The organism is Pseudoalteromonas sp. SANK 73390 (assembly GCF_054966645.1).
The window spans coordinates 26,063-48,601 of sequence record NZ_ARPN01000079.1; the positions used below are offsets into that span (position 1 = coordinate 26,063).

The 22,539-nt window shown below is 41.6% G+C and carries 28 protein-coding genes; 25 read left to right on the top strand and 3 right to left on the bottom strand.

Features of this window, described 5'->3' with window-relative positions:
• Nucleotides 1–37 precede the first annotated feature (37 nt).
• The 4 genes from SANK73390_RS10405 (at nucleotide 38) to SANK73390_RS10420 (ending at nucleotide 3,998) form a co-directional block, all read left to right on the top strand.
• Nucleotides 38–652, top strand: coding sequence for a hypothetical protein (locus tag SANK73390_RS10405; protein ID WP_462765986.1), 615 nt, complete (start codon nucleotides 38–40; stop codon nucleotides 650–652).
• Nucleotides 653–770: 118 nt separating this feature from the next.
• On the top strand, nucleotides 771–1,433 hold the full coding sequence (locus tag SANK73390_RS10410) for a fumarylacetoacetate hydrolase family protein (protein ID WP_462765987.1): 663 nt from the start codon (nucleotides 771–773) through the stop codon (nucleotides 1,431–1,433).
• 484 nt (nucleotides 1,434–1,917) lie between these two features.
• Entirely contained in the window at nucleotides 1,918–3,105 is a 1,188-nt protein-coding gene (gene purT / locus SANK73390_RS10415) for a formate-dependent phosphoribosylglycinamide formyltransferase (protein ID WP_261626898.1), read from the top strand.
• Nucleotides 3,105–3,998, top strand: a complete 894-nt coding sequence (locus tag SANK73390_RS10420) for an aldo/keto reductase (protein ID WP_462765995.1) — start codon at nucleotides 3,105–3,107, stop codon at nucleotides 3,996–3,998. Before purT ends, SANK73390_RS10420 begins: the two co-directional genes overlap by 1 nt.
• A 61-nt stretch (nucleotides 3,999–4,059) precedes the next feature.
• On the opposite strand, the gene SANK73390_RS10425 is transcribed toward SANK73390_RS10420, so the two are convergent.
• Together SANK73390_RS10425 and SANK73390_RS10430 are read right to left on the bottom strand one after the other, a co-directional pair.
• The gene (locus SANK73390_RS10425; RefSeq protein ID WP_261594629.1) at nucleotides 4,060–4,728 is read right to left on the bottom strand and encodes a TorF family putative porin; all 669 of its coding nucleotides are present in this window, start codon (nucleotides 4,726–4,728) and stop codon (nucleotides 4,060–4,062) included.
• 233 nt (nucleotides 4,729–4,961) lie between these two features.
• On the bottom strand, nucleotides 4,962–6,128 hold the full coding sequence (locus SANK73390_RS10430; protein ID WP_462765988.1) for a hypothetical protein: 1,167 nt from the start codon (nucleotides 6,126–6,128) through the stop codon (nucleotides 4,962–4,964).
• A gap of 262 nt (nucleotides 6,129–6,390) precedes the next feature.
• Here SANK73390_RS10430 and SANK73390_RS10435 point away from each other — a divergent pair, with 262 nt between their 5' ends.
• The 3 genes from SANK73390_RS10435 (at nucleotide 6,391) to SANK73390_RS10445 (ending at nucleotide 9,858) form a co-directional block, all read left to right on the top strand.
• Nucleotides 6,391–8,328 carry an AsmA family protein gene (locus tag SANK73390_RS10435; RefSeq protein WP_462765989.1) on the top strand — a complete coding sequence of 646 codons (1,938 nt, stop codon included), beginning with the start codon at nucleotides 6,391–6,393 and terminating at the stop codon, nucleotides 8,326–8,328.
• Between the two features lie 71 nt (nucleotides 8,329–8,399).
• Nucleotides 8,400–9,224: a phytanoyl-CoA dioxygenase family protein gene (locus SANK73390_RS10440; RefSeq protein ID WP_462765990.1), complete on the top strand. Its 825-nt coding sequence runs from the start codon at nucleotides 8,400–8,402 to the stop codon at nucleotides 9,222–9,224.
• Nucleotides 9,225–9,360: 136 nt separating this feature from the next.
• Nucleotides 9,361–9,858, top strand: a complete 498-nt coding sequence (locus SANK73390_RS10445) for a hypothetical protein (protein ID WP_462765991.1) — start codon at nucleotides 9,361–9,363, stop codon at nucleotides 9,856–9,858.
• A 10-nt stretch (nucleotides 9,859–9,868) separates the two neighbouring features.
• On the opposite strand, the gene SANK73390_RS10450 is transcribed toward SANK73390_RS10445, so the two are convergent.
• Nucleotides 9,869–12,445 carry a protein kinase domain-containing protein gene (locus SANK73390_RS10450; RefSeq protein ID WP_462765992.1) on the bottom strand — a complete coding sequence of 859 codons (2,577 nt, stop codon included), beginning with the start codon at nucleotides 12,443–12,445 and terminating at the stop codon, nucleotides 9,869–9,871.
• 149 nt (nucleotides 12,446–12,594) lie between these two features.
• Between SANK73390_RS10450 and SANK73390_RS10455 the strand changes: the two genes are divergently transcribed.
• From SANK73390_RS10455 to rplQ, 18 genes are all read left to right on the top strand, one after another.
• The gene (locus SANK73390_RS10455; RefSeq protein WP_462765993.1) at nucleotides 12,595–13,452 is read left to right on the top strand and encodes a polysaccharide deacetylase family protein; all 858 of its coding nucleotides are present in this window, start codon (nucleotides 12,595–12,597) and stop codon (nucleotides 13,450–13,452) included.
• Between the two features lie 271 nt (nucleotides 13,453–13,723).
• Complete coding sequence (gene rplN, locus SANK73390_RS10460) at nucleotides 13,724–14,092, top strand: 50S ribosomal protein L14 (protein ID WP_261594622.1); 369 nt, start codon at nucleotides 13,724–13,726, stop codon at nucleotides 14,090–14,092.
• 10 nt (nucleotides 14,093–14,102) lie between these two features.
• Nucleotides 14,103–14,417 carry a 50S ribosomal protein L24 gene (gene rplX / locus SANK73390_RS10465; RefSeq protein ID WP_261594621.1) on the top strand — a complete coding sequence of 105 codons (315 nt, stop codon included), beginning with the start codon at nucleotides 14,103–14,105 and terminating at the stop codon, nucleotides 14,415–14,417.
• A gap of 15 nt (nucleotides 14,418–14,432) precedes the next feature.
• Nucleotides 14,433–14,972: a 50S ribosomal protein L5 gene (gene rplE / locus SANK73390_RS10470; RefSeq protein ID WP_261594620.1), complete on the top strand. Its 540-nt coding sequence runs from the start codon at nucleotides 14,433–14,435 to the stop codon at nucleotides 14,970–14,972.
• Nucleotides 14,973–14,982: 10 nt separating this feature from the next.
• Nucleotides 14,983–15,288 (top strand): 30S ribosomal protein S14, encoded by a 306-nt coding sequence (gene rpsN, locus SANK73390_RS10475; protein ID WP_261594619.1) that lies wholly within the window; start codon nucleotides 14,983–14,985, stop codon nucleotides 15,286–15,288.
• A gap of 20 nt (nucleotides 15,289–15,308) precedes the next feature.
• Nucleotides 15,309–15,701 (top strand): 30S ribosomal protein S8, encoded by a 393-nt coding sequence (rpsH, locus tag SANK73390_RS10480; RefSeq protein WP_261594618.1) that lies wholly within the window; start codon nucleotides 15,309–15,311, stop codon nucleotides 15,699–15,701.
• 11 nt (nucleotides 15,702–15,712) lie between these two features.
• Nucleotides 15,713–16,243, top strand: coding sequence for a 50S ribosomal protein L6 (rplF, locus tag SANK73390_RS10485; protein ID WP_261594617.1), 531 nt, complete (start codon nucleotides 15,713–15,715; stop codon nucleotides 16,241–16,243).
• 9 nt (nucleotides 16,244–16,252) lie between these two features.
• Nucleotides 16,253–16,603, top strand: coding sequence for a 50S ribosomal protein L18 (gene rplR / locus SANK73390_RS10490; RefSeq protein WP_261594616.1), 351 nt, complete (start codon nucleotides 16,253–16,255; stop codon nucleotides 16,601–16,603).
• A 9-nt stretch (nucleotides 16,604–16,612) separates the two neighbouring features.
• The gene (rpsE, locus tag SANK73390_RS10495) at nucleotides 16,613–17,119 is read left to right on the top strand and encodes a 30S ribosomal protein S5 (protein WP_261594615.1); all 507 of its coding nucleotides are present in this window, start codon (nucleotides 16,613–16,615) and stop codon (nucleotides 17,117–17,119) included.
• A gap of 6 nt (nucleotides 17,120–17,125) precedes the next feature.
• A complete protein-coding gene (rpmD, locus tag SANK73390_RS10500) occupies nucleotides 17,126–17,308 on the top strand; it encodes a 50S ribosomal protein L30 (RefSeq protein WP_016710201.1) in 183 nt (60 codons plus the stop codon).
• Between the two features lie 5 nt (nucleotides 17,309–17,313).
• Entirely contained in the window at nucleotides 17,314–17,748 is a 435-nt protein-coding gene (rplO, locus tag SANK73390_RS10505) for a 50S ribosomal protein L15 (RefSeq protein WP_261594614.1), read from the top strand.
• A 12-nt stretch (nucleotides 17,749–17,760) separates the two neighbouring features.
• Nucleotides 17,761–19,089, top strand: a complete 1,329-nt coding sequence (secY, locus tag SANK73390_RS10510) for a preprotein translocase subunit SecY (RefSeq protein ID WP_261594613.1) — start codon at nucleotides 17,761–17,763, stop codon at nucleotides 19,087–19,089.
• Between the two features lie 23 nt (nucleotides 19,090–19,112).
• Nucleotides 19,113–19,226 (top strand): 50S ribosomal protein L36, encoded by a 114-nt coding sequence (rpmJ, locus tag SANK73390_RS10515; RefSeq protein WP_002959476.1) that lies wholly within the window; start codon nucleotides 19,113–19,115, stop codon nucleotides 19,224–19,226.
• A gap of 129 nt (nucleotides 19,227–19,355) precedes the next feature.
• Nucleotides 19,356–19,712, top strand: a complete 357-nt coding sequence (rpsM, locus tag SANK73390_RS10520) for a 30S ribosomal protein S13 (protein WP_261594612.1) — start codon at nucleotides 19,356–19,358, stop codon at nucleotides 19,710–19,712.
• Nucleotides 19,713–19,725: 13 nt separating this feature from the next.
• Nucleotides 19,726–20,112, top strand: coding sequence for a 30S ribosomal protein S11 (rpsK, locus tag SANK73390_RS10525; RefSeq protein WP_010363724.1), 387 nt, complete (start codon nucleotides 19,726–19,728; stop codon nucleotides 20,110–20,112).
• 21 nt (nucleotides 20,113–20,133) lie between these two features.
• Complete coding sequence (gene rpsD, locus SANK73390_RS10530; RefSeq protein WP_171628000.1) at nucleotides 20,134–20,754, top strand: 30S ribosomal protein S4; 621 nt, start codon at nucleotides 20,134–20,136, stop codon at nucleotides 20,752–20,754.
• Between the two features lie 24 nt (nucleotides 20,755–20,778).
• Nucleotides 20,779–21,765: a DNA-directed RNA polymerase subunit alpha gene (locus SANK73390_RS10535; RefSeq protein ID WP_261594611.1), complete on the top strand. Its 987-nt coding sequence runs from the start codon at nucleotides 20,779–20,781 to the stop codon at nucleotides 21,763–21,765.
• 38 nt (nucleotides 21,766–21,803) lie between these two features.
• Nucleotides 21,804–22,202, top strand: a complete 399-nt coding sequence (gene rplQ, locus SANK73390_RS10540; protein WP_261594610.1) for a 50S ribosomal protein L17 — start codon at nucleotides 21,804–21,806, stop codon at nucleotides 22,200–22,202.
• The last annotated feature ends 337 nt before the right edge of the window (nucleotides 22,203–22,539 follow it).

Consider the following 22,539-nt stretch of genomic DNA (forward strand, 5'->3'; position numbering starts at 1 on the left):
TCTGCTGCTAATAAATGGCTGCAGTGTTGTAGGAAAATTGAGCGAAGTAACATTAATTGCAGGCACCGCAGGCTGGAAGTTACAGCCTGTTGCGGTACGCAAAACATATCCAGAATTTATTCAAAAAGTATATTTTACTGCGGAGTTGTTTACCTCAAAAGTAACGGATTGGGAATTATACTTAGTAACAACTAACCCTTTGGATGCTGCGTCTCATACAGCCTATATAGAACTGTCTTATCAACGAAGCGACGAGCTCATAGCACGACAGTTTCCACTCATTTTAATTTCAGAAAATTCCGTTGTTGTGCAAGGAGTGGTGTCATATCGCTATAAATATAAAGTACATGAGCAAGCACAAGCGTTCTTTGCGGATGGAATGCAATTACGCTTGTCAAAAAGAGCGAAAACGATTCGATTTAATTACATTCAACCACTTTTTGAAGGTAATGAAAATCTAAAGGGGGGACAAGTTGAATATGCCCTTTTACCAGACTATGGGCCACTAAGCTTAGGCGACTTTATGAGAAAGCTAAGCTTTTTAGGGGATGATGAGTGGCTAACTTTTTGTGCAGACTCTAATTACATATATGACAAAGTATCGGCTTGTGGTGATGTGCGTATTAACAGCTCAGGTGTGGCTGGTGAGTAGCTATACATAAATCTCTTTTATAGTAGCTATTGTGTAAAGTTAACTTAAAGATGATTTAAATTTTCATAAAGTAGCTTATGATCGGGTTCACCTCATAATATAAGTTTATGGAGATGTTATGTATAAACACCATTGGGTGACTGGGCAAGAAGTGAACTTGGCTGCAGGTAAAGTCGTTTGTATAGGACGCAATTATGCTGCCCACGCGCAAGAATTAAGTAACCCAATCCCTTTAGAACCCCTAATATTTATGAAGCCTAACACCAGCTTTCAGAGCTTTGATGGTGAGGTTGAGTTAGATAGCTCCCTTGGCGCGCATCACTATGAAGCGGAAGTCGCATTATTAATTGGCGAAAAAATTGATAAACATAGCATTTCGGTAATTAATGCTGTTTTGGGTATTGGATTAGCGTTGGACTTAACGTTACGTGCTGAGCAAACAAAACTAAAAAAGCAAGGATACCCTTGGGAGCGAGCAAAATCATATGATGGTAGTTGCCCTATCACTGCATTTGTACCAGTTAATTCTCTTGCTCAGTTAAATCATATTGAATTTCGCTTTTGGCAAAATGACGAATTGATGCAGCATGGGCATTCAAACATGATGATTTTCTCCTTTGAGCAATTACTTAAAAATATTTCGCAATTTTGCACATTATTACCAGGGGATGTTATTTTGACGGGCACCCCAGAAGGCGTTGGCAAATTAGAAGATAATTCACGGTTATGCTTACAGCTCAACGGTGGGCCTAGGCATTACGCGCAAATCGCTTTTCAATAAGCAGGGCTGTAGTTTAGTGAGTGTTAGTAGAGCCTCTGGCTTGAATAAGGGTTTTGAAATAGTAAATAGGTAATAACTCGCATTATTTGCCACCCAATGATGATTTTTTGTTAAATTATGAGTCATCTAGCTCGATAGAATGACCAATCTTTTAATAAACGTAACGCAAAGAGTGGGCAAATTTGCTTATCTAGAGCTGATGTTAGGACGTGTTGATCTTTGAGGTAGAGTTTTATTCAAATCAAAGGTTTTCAATGCTAGGTATAGGCTATGTTGCATAGTAATCTATGTTAATAGCCCATGACAACGCAGTGTAAGCCTGTGATTGAACCCTTTAGGCAGTGCCATTCGGGCATTTTTTCTACGTTATCACCTTACTTATATCGAATAACTATGCAGCGCAGGTTCAGCCTTGGGGAAACACTCGAATGACGGCTGGAACAATACACAGAATATAGCAACAAGCCCTAGTATAGGAAAGTAAATGAAAATAAAATCGTTAGGTACACCCTTTTCTACAACAGCATGTAAGGTGTTGTTATGTGGCGGCGGTGAGCTAGGTAAAGAGGTAGTACTAGAATTTAAACGCCTGGGCTGTGAGGTTGTGGTGCTAGACCGTTATCCGCATGCACCTGCTATGCAGGTAGCTGATAGAAGCTATGTGCTATCGATGCTTGATGGCGAGCGTCTAGAAGAAGTAATAAAGCAGGAGCAACCTGATTACATTGTACCGGAAATAGAAGCTATCGCGACCGACAGGCTTGTTGAATTAGAAAATCAAGGGTTTACGGTTGTACCCAGTGCCAAAGCAACCCAATTGACCATGAATCGCGAGGGAATTCGGCGTTTAGCGGCTGAGGAGCTTAGTCTTGCCACATCACCTTATTACTTTGTAGATACGCTAGCGGACTTTAAAAAAGCGATTACCGATATTGGTATGCCTTGTGTGGTGAAGCCAATCATGAGTTCATCAGGTAAGGGGCAAAGTGTTGTAAAATCAGCGCAAGATATTGATGCGGCATGGCATTATGCTCAAGAAGGTGGACGTGCAGGGCAAGGGCGAGTTATTGTTGAAGGCTTTGTCGATTTTGATTATGAAATTACCTTACTCACTACTTGCCATATTAACGGCACAAGCTTTTGTGAACCGATTGGGCATGTGCAAGAAAATGGCGATTATCAGCAAAGTTGGCAGCCCCAGAATATGAGCGACCTAGCATTGGCGCGCAGTAAAGAAATTGCCAGCAAAGTAACTGACGCGCTCGGTGGTCGAGGTTTATTTGGCGTTGAGCTATTCATTAAAGGCGATGATGTGTATTTTAGTGAAGTGTCACCAAGACCTCACGACACAGGTATGGTCACTTTAATTTCACAAGACTTAAGTGAATTTGCATTGCATGTGCGAGCGATTTTAGGGTTACCTATTCCCAACATTCATTTTCATGGTCCATCGGCATCAAGCGTGATTTTAGTCACCGGAGAGTCAAAGCAGTTGCAATATAGCGGCCTTGATGATGCTTTGTCTATGCCCAACACCGAGGTACGTTTGTTTGGTAAACCTGAGGTGATAGGTACGCGGCGTATGGGAGTGGCATTGGCAAGAAGTAATACAGTTGAAAAGGCCGTCACTAAGGCAGTAACGGCAGCAAGTTGTATTAAGGTATCACTATGATGAATAGCGCCAAGTCTATCATTGCGCCGTTTGCTGTAGGCTTTTGGCGTTTATTAGAATGGCAGCTAACAGATAAACAGTGCTTAACTTATTTACAGCAGTGTATTGAATTAGGTATTACAGATACCGATCATGCGGATATTTATGGTCAATATGAATGTGAAGCCGCTTTTGGCAAAGCATTAAAATTGGCTCCTCAGGTACGTGAGCAAATTAAAATTATTACCAAATGTGGCATTCGCCCTGCTTTAGAGAAAAAGGGCTTAGCAGGTAAGGCCAACCATTATGATTCGAGTAAAGCGCACATTATTGCATCGGCCCAGCAAAGCTTGAAAAATTTTAATACTGATAGATTAGATGCATTACTCATTCACCGGCCTGATTATTTAATGGAGACAGATGAAGTTGCAGAGGCATTTTATACTTTGAAGCGCCAAGGTGACGTATTAGATTTTGGCGTATCTAATTTTACACCCTCACAAGTAGAGCTTTTACAAGCTCGGTTGGACTTTCCATTATTTACAAATCAAATTGAATGCTCAGTTTATCAGATGAAAGCGTTAGATGATGGCACGCTTGATCAGTGCCAAAGGTTATCTATAAAGCCTATGCTTTGGTCTCCTCTAGCTGGTGGCCGTCTGTTTGATACTCAGGATGAAAAGGCCTCTCGGTTAGCGACAGTATTAGAACAAGTCGCACAAGAGATTGGTGCATCCGCTATCGATCAGGTGGCTTATGTATGGTTAAATAAACTACCCAGTAAACCTTCGATTGTGTTAGGCACAAGTAATATTAACAGGGTTGAGTCGGCCATTTCAGCTTTGCAATTAACTTTAACGCGTGAGCAATGGTATCGTATTTGGCAAGCATCCACAGGGCACAGCGTACCTTAGTTGATTGTGTAAGCAAGGGCCTTTTGGCCCTTGAGTTTGCAGCAAGTATCAAAAACTAACTTTATAAAGAAAAGTCGACGCCATAACTCACGTAGGCTTTAATATCATCATTGGTGTTTAAATCTGTTTTTACTACCCCTAGGGTAAATCCGTCTTTGCTAACGCTAATGCCATAATCCATATAACTGTCATCTTCGCCCGTCCACTCTAATATAGTATCGCCACTGGAACGGCCAATGTGCAGCGCAAGCTCGCTATCAGTTAAAATGCTGAAGCTAGCATTAAGTTCTAAATAAAGCATATCGTCTTCGTTACTTGAGTCATTTTGGGCATGCGTGAGGTAACTGACTTTTGCGCTCAACCATTGCCAGCTGAGTGAGCCATATAATTCGCCAAAATCACTATCACCGGGGGCATCAGGGTAAGCGTAATAAATGTAACCAAGGTCGTACCCTAACCCTTGGGTTTCGCCACTAAAGCCGGCGTAAAAGTCCATCTCGTAACTGGTTTGATCGTCAAAGTCGACATTCGAGACCCAAGTACCAGCATAAAACCCGTTATCAGAGTTATAATCAATACCGCCGGAAAGGGCCGCAGCATCATCGGTTTGGGTTAATCCTCGCCAGTAGTAGTTTGAACTGGCCGCGACGTTGGCGCTAACTTCTGCACTTGTATTAAACGAGATGATTGAAAGGCATGTAAGAGCCAATAAAGAAGCTGTTTTTTTCATTATATTTCCTAAAGCGCTGTGAGATATAACTAATATTAGCAACGGCTACGCCAAATTTTTGAAAATCTTCGTGTTTTATTTAATGCGATGATAAATATGAATTTTATTCATCTAATTTACAGTATTAGAGGAGTGCTATTTCTACAAGTGCACTTTGCTGGTGCATAATGAGGGAAGGTTTTGCACATGTACCTAGCAAGTAACATGTGCAAATCAACTGTACAAAAGACTACTTAACCAAAAATAGTGCGCATTAATGAAATAGTTTCATTCACACTGCGTCCTTTTTCAACTTCAGCAATGATAGAATCACGTTTGGCACGAATGTGCTCAGGAATAGACTCGTCACTGAGTGCTCTATCAACCAATATCTCGGCAGATTCTTTACCACGGCGGACCGCCTTTTTACCACCGCTACTGGTTGTGCGCTTTGGCTTATTTAATAACTTTAAGTAGTTAGAGTTTTCAGAAGTGCTTTTGTCTACATAGTAAAACCAACAAGGCAGTAAGGCTTTAATGTCGACAAGTTGTTGTTCAAGCTCATTTGCAGGTGTTGGCATTTTAAACCAAGGCATTGCATGAACCGTTAATACGATATCTTGCCAATAGCGCTCAAAGTCGCGATTATTTAGTTTTGTAATCCCAAGTGCTGAACATAATGCATCGAGTTTTGAGTTGCTAATAGGTGTGAATACATCAGGGCGGCGCATAGCTAATAAACGTGTAGCAGGCGCAAGGGTCGGCTTTTCGTCACTCCCATTAAACGCCATAAAATAGGCAATCATAAACTGTTGGTAATCTTGCTCTGTGACGTCGCCTTGGGCTGGAATATGTGCCAACGCTTCATCAAAAGCACCCGGTAAATCAGCTAATAGCTGATGAAAACCTTTGGCATTTTTAGTTGAGCTAAACCATTCTACATCAAAGTTGTACACTGCTGGGTCTAATGAAGCAGCATGTTTGCCACTAAACGCTAAGCGGTCTTCAACAATCATCTCTTTTAAAGCAGCAGTACGTTTGTCAGCTAAATAGGTCACTAACTTTAACTGCTCATCAAGTGCTAATACTTCACTATGTTGCTCTACAAAAGCAGCCAACACCGGCCAAGGTGTAATACGTAGCGTTTTTAATTGCAAAAAGCTAATCGCAGAGGTCAATTGGTCTTGTAGTTTTTTAACTGTTGGAAGTTGGTGATCATCTAATAAATCAAAATTGAGTCGGTTTTTTGCAATGTCTTGTAGTTCATAGCACCATTGTAAAAAATCTTCCGGGTGGTTCTCTACCTTCACCGCCATTAGGTTTAGGCTGATCTCGGTCGCTTGTTTTAAGATATTCTGGTAAATCTGACTTTCTTGTTCACCTAGAGCCATTTGCGACGGGGAAATGAGCAACTTTTTCATGCTGGTTTGAGTCTCCACACACTTGCTTAAAAATTCATCGTTAAAGTTTAGCCAATGTCAGATAAAAATGACAAGGGCGGGCGATCATACCGAAGAATTGCGAACTTACAATCCAATAAAGCGATATTTACGCCGCTTTCAAGATAAACATCATTCTGCAGCAATTATTTTTACTGTTATCATAGTGAATATGCATGAATTTAGTTATTAGCAGCGCTACTATAGTAGTAATCGCTTCAGCCATGAATCATTAAGGAATGTTATGAAAACCGCGATAAAGGTATTGGGTGGAACAATTCTGGTATTAGTTGGTGTAGTACTTGCCGCACCATTTTTAATTCCTACTGAACGTATTATTAGTGAGCTCTCTGAGCAAGTTGAATTAAATACCGGTAGAAAACTACAGATCTTAGGGCAAAGCGAGTTGTCAGTGCTGCCAAGCTTAAAAATAGAACTCAATGATGTACACTTTGCCAATATGTCTTCAGGCAGTCGAGAAGACATGGTGAGCATGCAAGCCCTTGAAGTTCACATTCCTTGGTTATCCGTATTTAGTGGCGAAGCTAAGCTTGAGAAGTTTGTTATTCGCCAGCCTGATATTTTATTAGAAACCAATCAACAGGGCATGCCTAATTGGCAAATACTGCCTACACAGCCATCAACGACAGACCCGCAAACAGAACAAAATAAAGAGACAACCTCTTTACCCACTAACTTTGATGTAAAGTTAGGGGAAGTGGCTATTTATGGCGGTACATTTACCTATGCCGATGGCCAAACAGGTGTAAAGCATCAGCTGAGTGATGTGGAGGTGACGGTGCAGTTACCTTCATTACGTGACACTTTGGCAATTGCGGGGTCTATTACCTATCAAAAACAAGTGTTTGAACTCAACACGACGTTAGCAACACCAGAAAAGCTCATTAGCGGCAACCCGTTTACGGTAACACAAACACTTAACTCAGCCTTAGCTGATATGACCTTTACAGGAAAAGTGGCACAAGGTGGCAAAGATATCCAAGGTGAACTTACACTCAAAGGTGGTTCAGTAAAAGCCATAGCACAATGGCAGGGTGTGGACCTAAAAGCAAAAGAGAATGCATTTAATGGTTTTGAAGTGAACGGCAGTATGCGTTTTTCAGGGCAAACATTCACACTTAAAAAGCTAGTCGCCAAACTAGATAAATTATCGATTGCAGGTCAAAGTGAGTTACAGCTAGGTAATCGTTTAAACGTGCAAGCGAATGTAGACTTAGGTATGTTGGATTTAAATCCTTACTTACCCGAACCTATAGAGCAACCTAAAGCACCAAAAGAGCCGCAACAAGCGCAACCTATTGTATGGGATGATACAACCATTGATTTATCTGCTTTAAAGTCGCTAGATGCAAATATAGTTGTTCGCTCAACAGGTCTTAAAGCCCGTGAGATAAAACTGGGTGAAAACCAGTTATCATTCAAGCTGAACAACGGTGTGGCAAATATTGGCTTAGATAAGTTTAGTGCCTATGAGGGAACAGGCAAGGGCACGGTTACACTCAATGCTAGTCGCACGCCTTATAAAATAAATACCCAGTTTGCGCTTGATAGCATCAATGCTGAACCGCTGTTAACTGATGCGGTAGGTTTTGACAAAGTATTAGGCAAAGGCAGTATAAATTGGGATTTAACCACGACAGGGCAAAGTCAAAAAGCATTTGTATCAGCGCTTGGCGGAAAACTGGCATTTAATTTAAAAGATGGTGGCGTTAAAGGTGCTAACATTGCTGAAATGACCCGTAAAGCCAAAGAAATGCTCAAAGGCGACTTTTCATCCTTAAAAGAAGGCTTAAACGCCGATTATAACCCCGAGCAAAAAACCGACTTTTCATCTTTAACGGGGAGCATGATTTTTACCAATGGCGTTGGCGTTAATACTGACCTGTATTTAGCAAGCCCGCTTATTCGTATTACGGGTGAAGGGGACGTAGACTTACCGCAAACTAATGTGAACTACCGTTTAGTGACAGGCATTGTTGATACCATTGAAGGCCAAGCCAGCACCGATGACAGCACAGGGTTTAAAGTACCGCTACGGATCAAGGGTCCATTCCATAAAGTGGATGTGAACATTGATGTAGGTGGCGCGGCTAAAGACAAAGCCAAAGATAAATTAAAGGATAAATTAAAAGATAAGCTCAAAGGGCTTTTTGGTGGTTAGGCTTTAGCTGTTTGATTGGTGTTGGGGGCTTCAGTTTTTGTTTCCCCCTTTAGTAGATAGGGAAGTTAAACATGACACAAACACAGCAATGGTATGTAGATTTCCATAATCAGGGTTATGGCGTCATTAAACAAGCGTTGAGTCCTTCTTTACTTAATCAATTGCAGCAACTGAGTTTGCAAGTGATGGAGAGCACAACTGCGCTCGCTGATAACGAACAGCAATTAGAGCGAATTGCGGTTGGGCAATACCAAGGTACACGTTTTGTGTCTCGCGTGAATGATTTATTTTTGTTTGCGCCACAGTTTATTGGTTTGCTAGCACAGCCTAACATCACCCAAATTGCTGAAAACATTATCGGTGAACCCGTACTACCTATTTATGAGTCGCTGTTAGTTAAGCACCCATGGGATAATGCCTTTGATTGGCATCGAGATGTTAATACCAATACCGCTGATACCATACTCACTGTGGGGGTGTATCTTGATGATGCCTATGCGGAACACGGTGCACTCAAAGTACTTGCAGGCTCTCACTTAAATACCAAAACGGTGTGTGACTATAAGCGAGATTTAAACGGCGGTTATATTAAGGCTCACCATGTGGATGTAAAAGCCGCAGAGGTGGTATTTCATCATGCCAGAACCATTCATGGCTCTAATAAACAAAAAAGCGACAGCCAGCGCAGAACAATTTATTTTGAGTTTAGGAGCCTATCTCATATCCACAATAATCCAAACTTTCCAAAGGGGTGGGTTGAGCAAAGGCAAGCCTTAGTTGATACAGTAAAAAATGCAGCTCAAGAGCGGCGCTATGATCAGGCAATACCCAGTCACTTTTATGATTGTAAAATAATTATTGATGCTGCTGAGTATTGTTTTGAATTAGAGAGCTAACGAGGTGGACATTATTTTTATACGTAGTAAGCAGACGTTTTTATAGCCCATGTTGGGCTTTGTAATCGTGTGTAATTGTGAGTTTTCGCATACTATGTTTCTATTACTTTTAACACCAAATGTTAAGGAAATTACAATGAGTACAGATTTTAGTTATCTAGTTGGGCCTAGAACCGATGGTGAACAGTGGAGTATTACAGATAATCAAGGTGTACCTATGGAACAAATAAAGGTTAACCTAGCAGATTTAGCGCCGGGTCAACCAGTCAATTTATATTACTCAATACACTCTGATAGTGCAGATGCCGGCTGGCAGTTTGCTGAAAATGGGACGTTATTTGTCGACGCACGAGATAATTTCAGTTATCAGCTGAGCAGTGTGGTAGCCAATGGTGGTAAATCTTTGGTTGTGATGATTGCTAATATAGAACCCAACCTTTCCTTGTCTAAAGATGCTGTGGAGTTTTTAGCTAATACAGCGAACGCACAAGCGCCCCTGAAAACAACATTGGTCCCATGTACTGATTATCAAGTGAATTTTAGGTTGATTGCTAGACTGATAGGTGATGGTAATTCGGATGTTCGATATTTTTCGCAAGATCCTGGAGTGATCATTCAAGATATTGAGGTTTAAAACTAACAACTTAATGTGTACATAAACTACCGAAGTTATCTTCACCTAAAAGTAATGGTAGCTTCTTTTCGGTGCAAAGCTCTTTAAACCAAGGGAGCCTATAAAATACAGGGCTCCATCCTCTATTTATGCTTTCTTCTACAGATGCAAGTGCAGAATATTTTTCTTTCAAAATAGATTGAATCATTGCTTTAATAAAATATGGCTCTCCTAGAGATGAGTTAGTTCTTATAATTTTATCAACTATATATAGCGATTCTGCGCCTTGTTCTAAATGTGCTAAAGCTTGAGCCAGATCAAGGGATTGCCTTATGTTATTGCTGTCAGAGTTAGTCATATCAACGATTTTTTTATATAGCACCTTAGCCTGTTTCTTATCTCCGCTTATGTATAGAGCATCAGCATAATTTAACAAATGAGTTGATTTTGGATTAATCATATCAATGGATTTGCGGGCGTATGTCATAGCTAAACTAGTATGATTCATTAACGAAAGGGCAATAGAGTAATTACTATAAGTATCGGCAGACGCCTTATAATTTGTTATGAGAGCTTCATAGTTTTGTTTTGCTAAATCAAGCTTGCCAGTTAACAGTGCTATATCGGCTAATGTTTGTAATGAAGTGAAGTCTCTGGGAGCGAATTTAGTAACGAGTTCTAAATAGGGCATTGCTTTTTTGTAATCTTCAAGCATAACATAGGATAAAGCGAGGTTTTTTAGAGCCAATAGTGTCCCTCGGCTCTTGAATGCTTTTTCTGCGTATAAGTTAGCTTTGTGATAATTACTTACACTTCGATAATGGAGTGCAAGCATGCTAAACTTTTGATATTCATCAATATTATTTGATGACTCTATTTTTTTCAAAACTCTATCGACATCATAAATTGATTCGGACAACACGGCGATTTGAAGTAAACTTGCTAAAGAGTCAGCACTATTTTTATACGAATGTGGAGCATTTTCTATAACTTTTTTAAAGTCTAGCAAGACATTAATATTATTGGTTTCTTTGTACTTTCTAATAGCAAGTTTCCTATATAATGGGTAAAGAGCTAGCCATTCCTTATGGTCAAGTAACATAGCTTTGGTGCTTTCAATTAGTGAATCTATTGTGCTTGTGTGCTCATATGTTTGATTAAGTACATTAGTATATTTATCGAATATATATAAATCTTCAGATATCGTAGGTTTTTTATTTGCATTATTGTCGCTTTCAACAAGCTTCATTAATGCTGCTTTTGTTGCTAAGTATGAGTTTGAATAATTTTCAGTACTCCCTGCTGTTCGTGCGCTAGCTAAAACAGTGGCTTTACTTCCATCTAGAATAGAGAGTGTTATATCGCAAGTTAAAGCGCCGCAATTTAAAGATGTGCTCAATAATACATCAGCTAACAACGCTTGACCAAGTTTAGATGTTGTTGCATCTTGTGTTAACAGCTTAGTGGTACGCCTGACTTCAGTATTAGAAATAAGAATGTAGTTTGGATTCTGTAAAAAATAATTTCTGATGGCTTCGTTTATGGCTACTGTTAATAGCTGCTTCTGAGAACTCATAACCTTATCTGTGCCTATAAATTCCATAGGCAAAGCCGCAATATAGGTTTTGGGTTTATTGGCTTGCCAATACCAAATACCGCTGCCAATTAAACCGACCACAAAAAGGATAAATGAAAAGAAAGCCAGCAATTTACCTTTCGCTTTTTTTGGATTAACGATATTGATGCTACTTATTTCAACGGTCGGATCGCTATTGTCGTAGCTCACCGCCATAATAATTTGTTTAAGCTGCATGGCAACTTCATCAGCGCTATTGGGGCGTAAGTCTTTATTAAATTGCAGCAGTCTATCTATAAGGGTGATTAACGGACTAGGTAGTTCAATAATAGCGCGAGCACTATTTTCAAGTGGGGTAAATTTAATTTGTTCAGCAATGGCAATATCACTGTCTTCTTTAGTTTGAGCACGATATGGGTGCGTGCCAGAGAGTAACTGGTAAGCGAGTATACCGAATGAGAATAAATCGCTACGTTGGTCGAGTGGCTCTTCACGTAGTTGCTCAGGTGACATTGTCGTTAAGCTACCAAAACTCGACATGTTGGCAAGTTCTCGCTCACCTTTTAACTGAGAAATACCAAAGTCAGCAATTTTAGCTCGGTCTTGTTCATCTATTAATACATTGGCAGGCTTTAAGTCTAAGTGCAAAATTTGTTGTTTATGTGCAGCTTCTAGCCCTTGTGCAATATCAATTAAGATAGATAACTTTTGTTCTAAATCGAGGTGGCACTCTTTTGAGAAGTTGCACAAGGTAGTTCCTTGCACATATTCCATTTCTAGCACAAGGCTATCGCTAATTTCACGTACATTATAAACTTGTACAATATTTGGATGGTTGAGTTTGGCAAGCAAGCGAGCTTCGTCAAGTAAACTTTGACTATGCAGGTTGGTGCCATTTAGGACTTTAAGCGCGACCTTACGACCTAACGTTATATCTGTCGCCAAAAAGACAGAACTCATCCCACCTTGGCCAATAGGTAAAACGTTTTGATAATGGGTGCTTAGGTCGATCACTGCAAACTCAAATTCCAACTTTATTCTTACTTTTCAGTTTATAGAGATGTACGCAGGTTGAGAACCTCTAATTACACAAAAAGTGTGATTAATTTTATTCAATTGCGGCAGTATTTAAGTCATGGTTTACTAATTTTCGAGTAAATTTGCTTATCAAGGAGGAACAAATGAAGAGCCGGTTAAAAAAAGCTTTGCTACTGACGCTTACACTGGGTTTGGTTGGCTGCAATAGCGTAGAAGCTGAATCACAAGCAAAAGCAAAGCAACAATTCTCCAAGAACAATGACCAAGCATGGCAATATCCTAACCAAGCGCGCAATGCCATTAGTATTACCTTTGACGACGCTAGAGCGAGTCAACTCGATGTAGGCATGCCAATTTTAGACAAACATAATGTTAAAGCGACCTTTTATGTAATGCCCGAACCTGTGCGGGCGAGGCTGGCCGATTGGCAAGGGGTTGCTAGCAATGGTCATGAAATTGGCAATCATACACAAAGCCATTTATGCACGGGTAACTTCCAATGGTTAAGAGCTATAGGTAAAGGCTTAGAGCAAGTTGATTTAACGTGGATGCGTGATGATATTGAAAAGACCAATCAGTTTATTGAAAGTAATTTAGGCGTGACCCCACGCTCATTCGCCTACCCTTGTGGTAATACCTTTGTTGGTCGAGGGAGCGAGGTGCAAAGTTACGTACCACTGATTGCTGAGCTATTTATAACGGGTCGTACTTGGCTTGATGAAACGGCAAATGATGCAAACTACGCCGATTTTGCCCAACTTACAGGTATTCGCATTGATGGTATGACGTTTGAGCAAATAAAAGCCACGCTAGAGGCAATGCGCTTCAGCCAAAGCTGGATTATTTTAGCCGGACATGAAGTGGGGCCAAAAGGCATGTACACAATCGACCGTGATGCACTAGACGCTTTAATTGTGTATTTAAAAGACCCAAGCAATGGTTACTGGTTAGATACGGTAGATAATGTAGCAAACTTTATTGATAAGCAAAGAGCAGAGTAAAATAAGTTGGATGCTTTTTAAACAATTGACGTTAAAAGAGACTTTTGTCTTGAATTAACTAACTTAGGCCCACACATAGTAAAACTGTACCTGCTGTAACGATCGTGTTTACTAAATTAATTAAAAATTGAACTATCCATAACCAATCTTTGCTGGTACAATTGCCCGCCCTTGAAAGACAAAGAACACGTTTTTTGAGTGGAATATAATCTAAATGCTTTGATTTTAAACAAAATTCAAGCGAGTTATTACTACACCGGAGCTCATTAATATGATCCAAATGCAAACTCAGCTGGACGTTGCTGATAACAGCGGCGCTCGCAAAGTGCAGTGTATTAAAGTCCTTGGTGGTTCGCACCGTCGCTACGCGGCTGTTGGTGACATCATTAAAGTTTCTGTTAAAGAAGCTATTCCTCGCGGTAAAGTGAAGAAAGGTGATGTTAAAAACGCGGTAGTTGTGCGTACTAGAAAAGGCGTTCGTCGTCCGGACGGTTCTTTGATCCGTTTCGATAGCAATGCGGCTGTTATCTTAAATGATAACTTACAGCCTATTGGTACTCGTATTTTCGGCCCTGTGACGCGTGAACTTCGTACTGAAAAGTTCATGAAAATCGTTTCACTAGCCCCAGAAGTACTATAAGGAGTCTATCATGGCAGCAAAAATCCGTCGTGATGACGAAGTAATCGTACTAGCCGGTAAAGACAAAGGTAAGCGCGGAAAAGTGCTTTCAGTTGTAACAGAAGCTGGTCGAGTATTTGTCGAAGGCATTAACTTAATCAAGAAGCACCAAAAGCCTGTACCTCAGTTACAGCAAGCTGGCGGTATTGTTGAGAAAGAAGCGTCAATCGACGTATCAAACGTTGCGATCTTCAACCAGGAAACTGGTAAAGCAGATCGTGTAGGTTTCAAGATTGAAGACGGTAAGAAATTACGTATCTTCAAATCTACTGGTAAAACTATCTAATAGTTGGAGTAGACGATGGCGAAACTGCATGAAGTATATAAAGACAAAGTAGTTTCTGAACTTCAAGAGAAGTTTGGTTTCAGCTCTGTCATGCAAGTCCCTCAGATCGAAAAGATCACATTAAACATGGGCGTGGGCGAAGCCCTAGCTGACAAGAAAATTCTAGAGAACGCAGTTAACGATCTAGAAGCAATCTCTGGTCAGAAAGCACTTATCACGAAAGCACGCAAATCAGTTGCTGGCTTCAAAATTCGTGAAGGCTACCCAATTGGTTGTAAAGTAACCCTACGCGGTGAGCGTATGTGGGATTTCCTTGAGCGTTTAGTCTCAATTGCAATGCCACGTATTCGTGATTTCCGCGGTGTTAGCGCAAAGTCTTTTGACGGTCGCGGTAACTACTCTATGGGCGTACGTGAGCAAATCATCTTCCCAGAAATCGATTATGATAAAGTTGACCGCGTTCGCGGTATGGACATCACAATCACAACTTCTGCGAAAACTGATGAGGAAGGCCGTGCGTTGTTAGAAGCGTTTAACTTCCCATTTAAGAAATAAGGGTAGGGTTATGGCAAAGAATTCTATGAAAGCGCGCGAAGCAAAGCGCACTAAACTTGTTGCTCAGTACGCTGAAAAGCGCGCAGCACTAAAAGCTATCATCAGCGATGTTAATACATCTGAAGATGATCGTTGGGATGCGGTATTAAAGCTTCAAAGCTTACCGCGTGATTCAAGCCCTGCACGTCAACGTAATCGTTGTAACATCACGGGCCGCCCACATGGTTTCCTTCGTAAATTCGGCATGAGCCGTATTAAAGTTCGCGAAGCAGCTATGCGCGGTGAAATTCCTGGCCTTAAAAAGGCTTCTTGGTAATAGAATCACGGGAGTAAGACATGAGCTTGCAAGATCCTATTGCGGATTTGTTCACACGTATCCGTAACGGTCAGACTGCGAAGAAGGTTGCTGTAGCAATGCCAACTTCAAAGCTGAAAGTAGCTGTAGCTAAGGTACTTAAAGACGAAGGTTATATCACTGACTTCGCAGTATCTGGCGACGTAAAACCAGAATTGACTATCGAATTAAAGTACTTCGAAGGCAAAGCTGTTATTGAAAACATCCAGCGTGTTAGCCGCCCTGGTCTACGTATCTATAAGAAACGTGATGCATTACCTAAGGTAATGGGTGGTCTAGGTATCGCTATCGTATCAACTTCTCAAGGCTTGATGACAGACCGCGCAGCACGTAGTGCAGGCGTTGGTGGTGAAATCATTGGCTTTGTAGCTTAATCGGAGGAACTATGTCTCGTATAGCGAAGGCTCCAATTACAGTTCCTGCCGGTGTAGAAGTTACAATTAAAGGCCAGGACATCACAGTTAAAGGCAAAAATGGTGAGTTGTCTCGTACTATCAACGACGCAGTTGAAGTAACTCTTACTGACAGCGTGATCACAACGACACCTCGTGACGTTGCGAACGCGTGGGCACAAGCAGGTACTGCTCGTGCACTTATCAACAACATGATTGTTGGTACGCATGAAGGTTATGAGAAAAAACTTCAGCTAGTTGGTGTTGGTTACCGTGCGGCTGTTAAGGGTAAAGTTTTAGACTTAACTCTTGGCTTCTCTCACCCAGTGAACTTCGATATCCCTGAAGGGGTTACTATCGAAGCTCCAAGCCAAACTGAACTTGTAGTTAAAGGCGCTGACAAACAACTAGTTGGTCAAACTGCTGCTAACATCCGTGCATACCGTGAGCCAGAACCTTATAAAGGTAAAGGTGTACGTTACGCTGATGAGCATGTGCGTCGTAAAGAAGCTAAGAAGAAGTAAGGTAAGACGATGGATAAAAAAACAGCTCGTCTACGTCGTGCTAAACGCACCCGTAGAAATTTTATTGAACAAGGCACTACGCGCCTTGTTATCCACCGCACGCCACGTCACATCTATGCTCAGGTTGTTAATGCTGAGGGTGGTGTACTGGCTGCTGCTTCTACTGTTGAAAAAGCGATTAGCGAAACAGTTACAGGTACAAGCAACGTTGCTGCAGCGCAAGCTGTAGGTAAAGCGGTTGCTGAACGTGCAGCTGACAAAGGCATTGAAAAAATTGCTTTTGATCGCAGTGGCTTTAAATATCACGGCCGTGTGAAGGCGCTAGCTGATGCTGCGCGTGAAGCCGGTTTGCAATTCTAGGAGTAGACAATGGCTAACGTAGAAGCAAAGCAACAACAGCCTGATTTAGCAGAAAAGCTAATTGCGGTAAACCGTGTGTCTAAAGTAGTTAAAGGTGGTCGTATCTTTAGCTTCACAGCACTAACAGTAGTTGGTGATGGCGCAGGTAAAGTAGGTTTTGGTTACGGTAAAGCACGTGAAGTTCCAGCTGCTATTCAAAAAGCAATGGAAAAAGCGCGTCGTAACATGATCAATGTAGATCTTAACGGTAACACATTGCAACACCCTATCAAGGGTCGCCATGCAGGTTCACAAGTGTTCATGAAACCAGCCTCTGAAGGTACTGGTATCATCGCAGGTGGTGCAATGCGTGCAGTATTAGAAGTAACGGGTGTTCAAAACGTTCTTTCTAAATGTTACGGTTCAACAAACCCAATCAACGTTGTACGTGCAACAATTGCTGCTCTAGAGAATATGAATTCTCCTGAAGGTATTGCTGCGAAACGTGGTTTAACTGTTGAACAGATTCAGGGGTAATTAACCATGGCTAATAAAACTGTAAAAGTTACTCAAGTAAAGAGCTCTATCGGTCGTTTACCGAAGCATAAAGCGACTTTACGTGGCCTTGGTTTACGTCGTATCAATCACACTGTTGAGTTGGAAGACACAGCATGTGTACGTGGTATGATCAACCAAGTTTCTTACATGGTTAAGGTTGAGGGGTAATTCGAATGCATTTGAATACACTTTCTCCTGCTGCAGGTTCAAAAACTACTGCTAAACGTGTTGGTCGTGGTATCGGTTCTGGTCTTGGTAAGACTGGTGGTCGTGGTCACAAAGGTCAAAAGTCACGTTCTGGCGGTAAAGTACGCGTTGGTTTTGAAGGCGGTCAAATGCCTATGCAACGTCGTCTACCTAAGTTTGGTTTCACTTCACGTAAATCTTTAGTATCTACAGAAGTAAACCTTTACGAAATCGCTAAAGTTGAAGGCGATGTGGTAGACCTAAACGCGTTACAAGCAGCTGGTCTAGTTAAAAAGAACGTTCTGTTCGTTAAAGTTGTTAAATCTGGCGAAGTTTCACGCGCAGTTACCGTTAAAGGCATGAAAGTGTCTAAAGGTGCTCGCGAGGCTATCGAAGCTGCCGGAGGCAAGGTAGAAGACTAAGGAAGTACACTAATGGCTAAACCAGGTCAAGATATGCAAAGTGCACAAAGTGGGCTTGCGGAACTGAAGCGTCGATTACTTTTTGTATTGGGTGCTATCATTATTTACCGTCTAGGTTCATTCGTGCCGATCCCTGGGATTGATGCCGCTGTACTTGCCGAATTCTTCGAGCAACAAAAGGGCACCATTGTTGAAATGTTCAACATGTTCAGCGGTGGTGCGCTTGAGCGTGCTTCGGTACTGGCACTCGGTATTATGCCTTATATATCGGCTTCAATTATTATGCAGCTATTAACGCACATACATCCTGCGATGATAGAGCTTAAAAAAGAAGGCGAGCAAGGGCGTAAGAAAATTAGTCAGTACACGCGTTATGGTACGCTTGTGCTTGCTACATTCCAGTCAATAGGTATTGCCACTGGCTTACCAAGCATGATGAACGGGTTAGTTGTTAACCCAGGTTTTGGTTTCTATTTTACTGCAGTAGTAAGTTTAGTAACTGGTACTATGTTCTTAATGTGGCTGGGCGAACAAATTACAGAACGAGGTATTGGTAACGGTATCTCAGTACTGATTTTTGTGGGTATTGTAGCTAACCTGCCGTCTGCGATTGGTTCGACAGCTGAAATGGCGCGCCAAGGTGATCTGAATGTTCTTGTACTGTTATTGATTGCGGTAATCGTATTCGCAGTTACTTATCTTGTAGTCTTCTTTGAACGTGGGCAACGACGAATTGTCGTTAACTATGCTAAACGTCAACAAGGTCGTCAAGTATTTGCTGCTCAAAGCACGCATTTACCATTGAAAGTAAACATGGCGGGTGTTATTCCACCAATCTTTGCTAGCAGTATAATTTTGTTCCCTGGTACAATTGCAAGCTGGTTCGGCCAAGGTGAAGGTCCGGTCGCTGATGTGCTACAAGCTATCTCTGCAGTGTTGACTCCTGGTCAACCTCTGTATGCGATGGTGTTAGCTGCGGCTATTATCTTCTTCTGCTTCTTCTACACTGCGTTGGTATTTAACCCGCGTGAGACAGCAGATAACCTGAAAAAATCTGGCGCTTTTATTCCAGGCATTCGTCCAGGTGAGCAGACATCTAAATACATTGATAAAGTGATGACACGCCTGACATTGGCAGGTGCTTTGTATATAACCTTTATCTGTCTGGTGCCCGAGTTTATGACGATGGCGTGGCAAACGCCATTCTACTTCGGCGGTACATCAATTTTGATTATCGTTGTTGTTATCATGGACTTTATGGCACAAGTACAGACTCATATGATGTCACATCAGTATGATTCTGTGCTGAAAAAAGCAAACCTTAAAGGCTACGGTCGATAAGGTTATTTTCACGGAGTTGAGCAATGAAAGTACGTGCTTCCGTTAAGAAAATTTGCCGTAACTGTAAAGTTATCAAGCGTGCTGGTGTAGTACGTGTGATATGCAGTGAGCCTAAGCACAAGCAAAGGCAAGGCTAATAAAAGTCATGCAGGCTAAGTAAAATTTTACTTAGCCTGTGTTTTTGAATGTGATCCGATCTTCGTTTGAGTATCCTTGCGGGCTTTTCAAACACATGGGAATCGGATCTAAATATAGGAGATGTGTTAGTGGCCCGTATCGCTGGCATTAACGTCCCTGATCATAAGCATGCAGTTATTGGTTTAACTAGCATCTATGGTGTAGGTAAAACTCGCGCTAAGGCTATCTTAGCAGCGACAGGTATCGCCGAGAATACAAAAATCGGTGAACTTTCAGACGAAACACTTGACGTACTTCGTGAAGAAGTTGGCAAGTACACTGTCGAAGGTGATCTTCGTCGTGAAGTGACTTTAAACATCAAGCGTCTTATGGACCTTGGATGTTTCCGTGGCTTACGTCATCGTCGTTCGTTACCACTACGTGGTCAACGTACTAAGACTAACGCGCGTACTCGTAAGGGTCCTCGCAAGCCTATCAAAAGATAAGGTGAGGTAAGTTATGGCTAAAGCACCAATTCGTCGTAAAAAGGTCAAAAAACAAGTTGTTGATGGAATGGCTCATGTTCATGCATCATTCAACAATACAATCGTAACCATTACTGACCGTCAAGGTAATGCTCTTTCTTGGGCGACTGCAGGTGGTTCTGGTTTCCGTGGTTCACGTAAGTCTACTCCGTTCGCTGCACAGGTTGCTGCTGAGCGTGCAGGTACTGCTGCTCAAGAGTATGGTCTTAAGAATCTTGAAGTATTCATTAAAGGTCCAGGTCCAGGCCGTGAGTCTGCTGTACGTGCATTGAATGCTGCGGGTTACCGTATCACAAACATCACTGACGTGACGCCAATCCCTCATAATGGTTGTCGTCCACCGAAGAAACGTCGCGTTTAACAATAGGTTAGGAGAAAGAACATGGCAAGATATTTGGGCCCTAAGCTCAAGCTGAGTCGTCGTGAAGGTACTGACCTGTTCCTTAAGAGCGGCGTAAGAGCTATCGACTCAAAGTGTAAACTTGAGACTGCACCTGGTCAGCACGGCGCTCGTAAAGGTCGTCTATCTGATTACGGTTTACAATTACGTGAAAAGCAAAAAGTACGTCGTATTTACGGTGTATTAGAAAAGCAATTCCGTAACTATTATAAAGAAGCTGCTCGCCTTAAAGGTAACACAGGTGAAAATCTATTACAGCTTCTAGAGCAACGTTTAGACAATGTTGTATATCGCATGGGCTTTGCAAGCACACGTGCTGAAGCACGTCAGTTAGTAAGCCACAAAGCGATTATGGTTAATGGTCGTGTTGTTAATATCCCTTCTTTCGTAGTTACTCCTGAAGATGTAGTAGTAATTCGTGAGAAGTCTAAAAAACAAGCGCGTATCATCGCTGCTCTAGAGTTGGCTGAGCAACGTGAAAAGCCAACTTGGATTGAAGTTGACGGTAAGAAAATGGAAGGTAGCTTCAAGCGCCTACCTGAGCGTTCTGATCTGTCTGCGGACATTAACGAACAATTAATCGTCGAACTTTACTCGAAGTAAAGTTAAGAGTTAAGAGAGGATAAAATGCAGGGTTCTGTAACCGAATTCCTAAAGCCAAGGTTAGTCGATATCGACGCTATCAACCCAACGCGTTCTAAAGTAGTTTTAGAGCCATTAGAGCGTGGTTTTGGCCACACTTTGGGTAACGCTTTACGCCGTATACTGTTGTCATCTATGCCAGGATGTGCAGTAACTGAAGTTGAAATCGACGGTGTATTGCATGAGTACAGCGCGAAAGAAGGCGTTCAAGAAGACATCATTGAAATTTTGTTGAATCTAAAAGGTTTAGCGGTATCTCTAGAAGGTAAAGATGAAGTTTTTCTGACCCTGACTAAGTCTGGTGTAGGCCCTGTGACTGCGGCAGATATCCAGCACGACGGAGATGTTACAATCGCCAATCCAGATCACGTTATTTGCCATTTAACGGCAGGTAACAGCGAGATCAGCATGCGTATTCGTGTTGAACGCGGTCGTGGTTATGTGCCAGCGTCTAGCCGTTTATCCTCTGATGACGATGAGCGTCCAATTGGTCGTTTGCTGCTTGATGCATCATTCAGTCCAGTTGAGCGTATTGCGTACTCGGTTGAGTCAGCCCGTGTTGAACAACGTACAGACTTAGACAAGTTAATCATTGATATGGAAACAAACGGTACTTTAGATCCAGAAGAAGCGATCCGCCGTGCGTCTACTATCTTAGCTGAGCAATTAGATGCATTCGTAGATTTACGTGATGTTTCTGAGCCAGAAGAGAAAGAAGAGAAGCCAGAATTCGATCCTATTCTGCTTCGTCCAGTTGATGATCTTGAGCTAACAGTACGTTCAGCAAACTGTTTGAAAGCCGAGCAAATTCAATATATCGGTGACTTAGTACAGCGTACTGAAGTTGAGCTTCTGAAAACACCAAATCTTGGTAAGAAGTCTCTAACTGAAATCAAAGATGTACTAGCTTCACGTGGTCTATCTCTAGGTATGCGCCTAGAAAATTGGCCACCGGCAAGCTTAGCTGAATAAGCTAAGTTACTATATTATTTAGTTAGAAGGATAGGGTCATGCGCCATCGTAAGAGTGGTCGTCAATTAAACCGTAACAGCAGCCATCGCAAAGCGATGTTCAGCAACATGGCTGGTTCTTTGGTGAAGCACGAAATCATCAAAACAACTTTGCCTAAAGCGAAAGAGTTGCGCCGTGTAATTGAACCTTTAATCACACTGGCTAAGACTGATAGCGTTGCAAACCGTCGTTTAGCGTTTGCTCGCACACGTGATAAAGAAGTAGTTGGTAAATTATTCAGCGAAATCGGTCCTCGTTTTGAGGGTCGTCCAGGTGGTTACACTCGTATTCTTAAGTGTGGCTTCCGTGCTGGTGATAATGCACCAATGGCTTATGTTGAGCTTCTAGACCGTCCAGTTGCGGAAGAAACTCAAGAAGACGTGCAGTCTGCAGAGTAAGTCTTATTATAAGACACAAAAAAAGCCGAGCTATTGCTCGGCTTTTTTCTTTCCTAAGTTTTTTGTTGCGTTAACTTACTTCAATAGCATCGTTATCACTTAATGTAGAGCATTTCACTGTTCTTTTAACTTAGCTTATAGAGTTTTTTATTTATAAAGTAAAAGTTAATGAACTTAACACAAGTTTTCTGCTGCTTTTGTAATGGATATATAGAGAAATAACGATTTGTATTGCAGTAAATACGAGCTTTAATGCCTAAAACTCAAAATTAAAGTGCTTTTATTGAGCTTTTAGCGTTATTTTTGTACGAACAATATGTTTTTATCACTTTTCTTC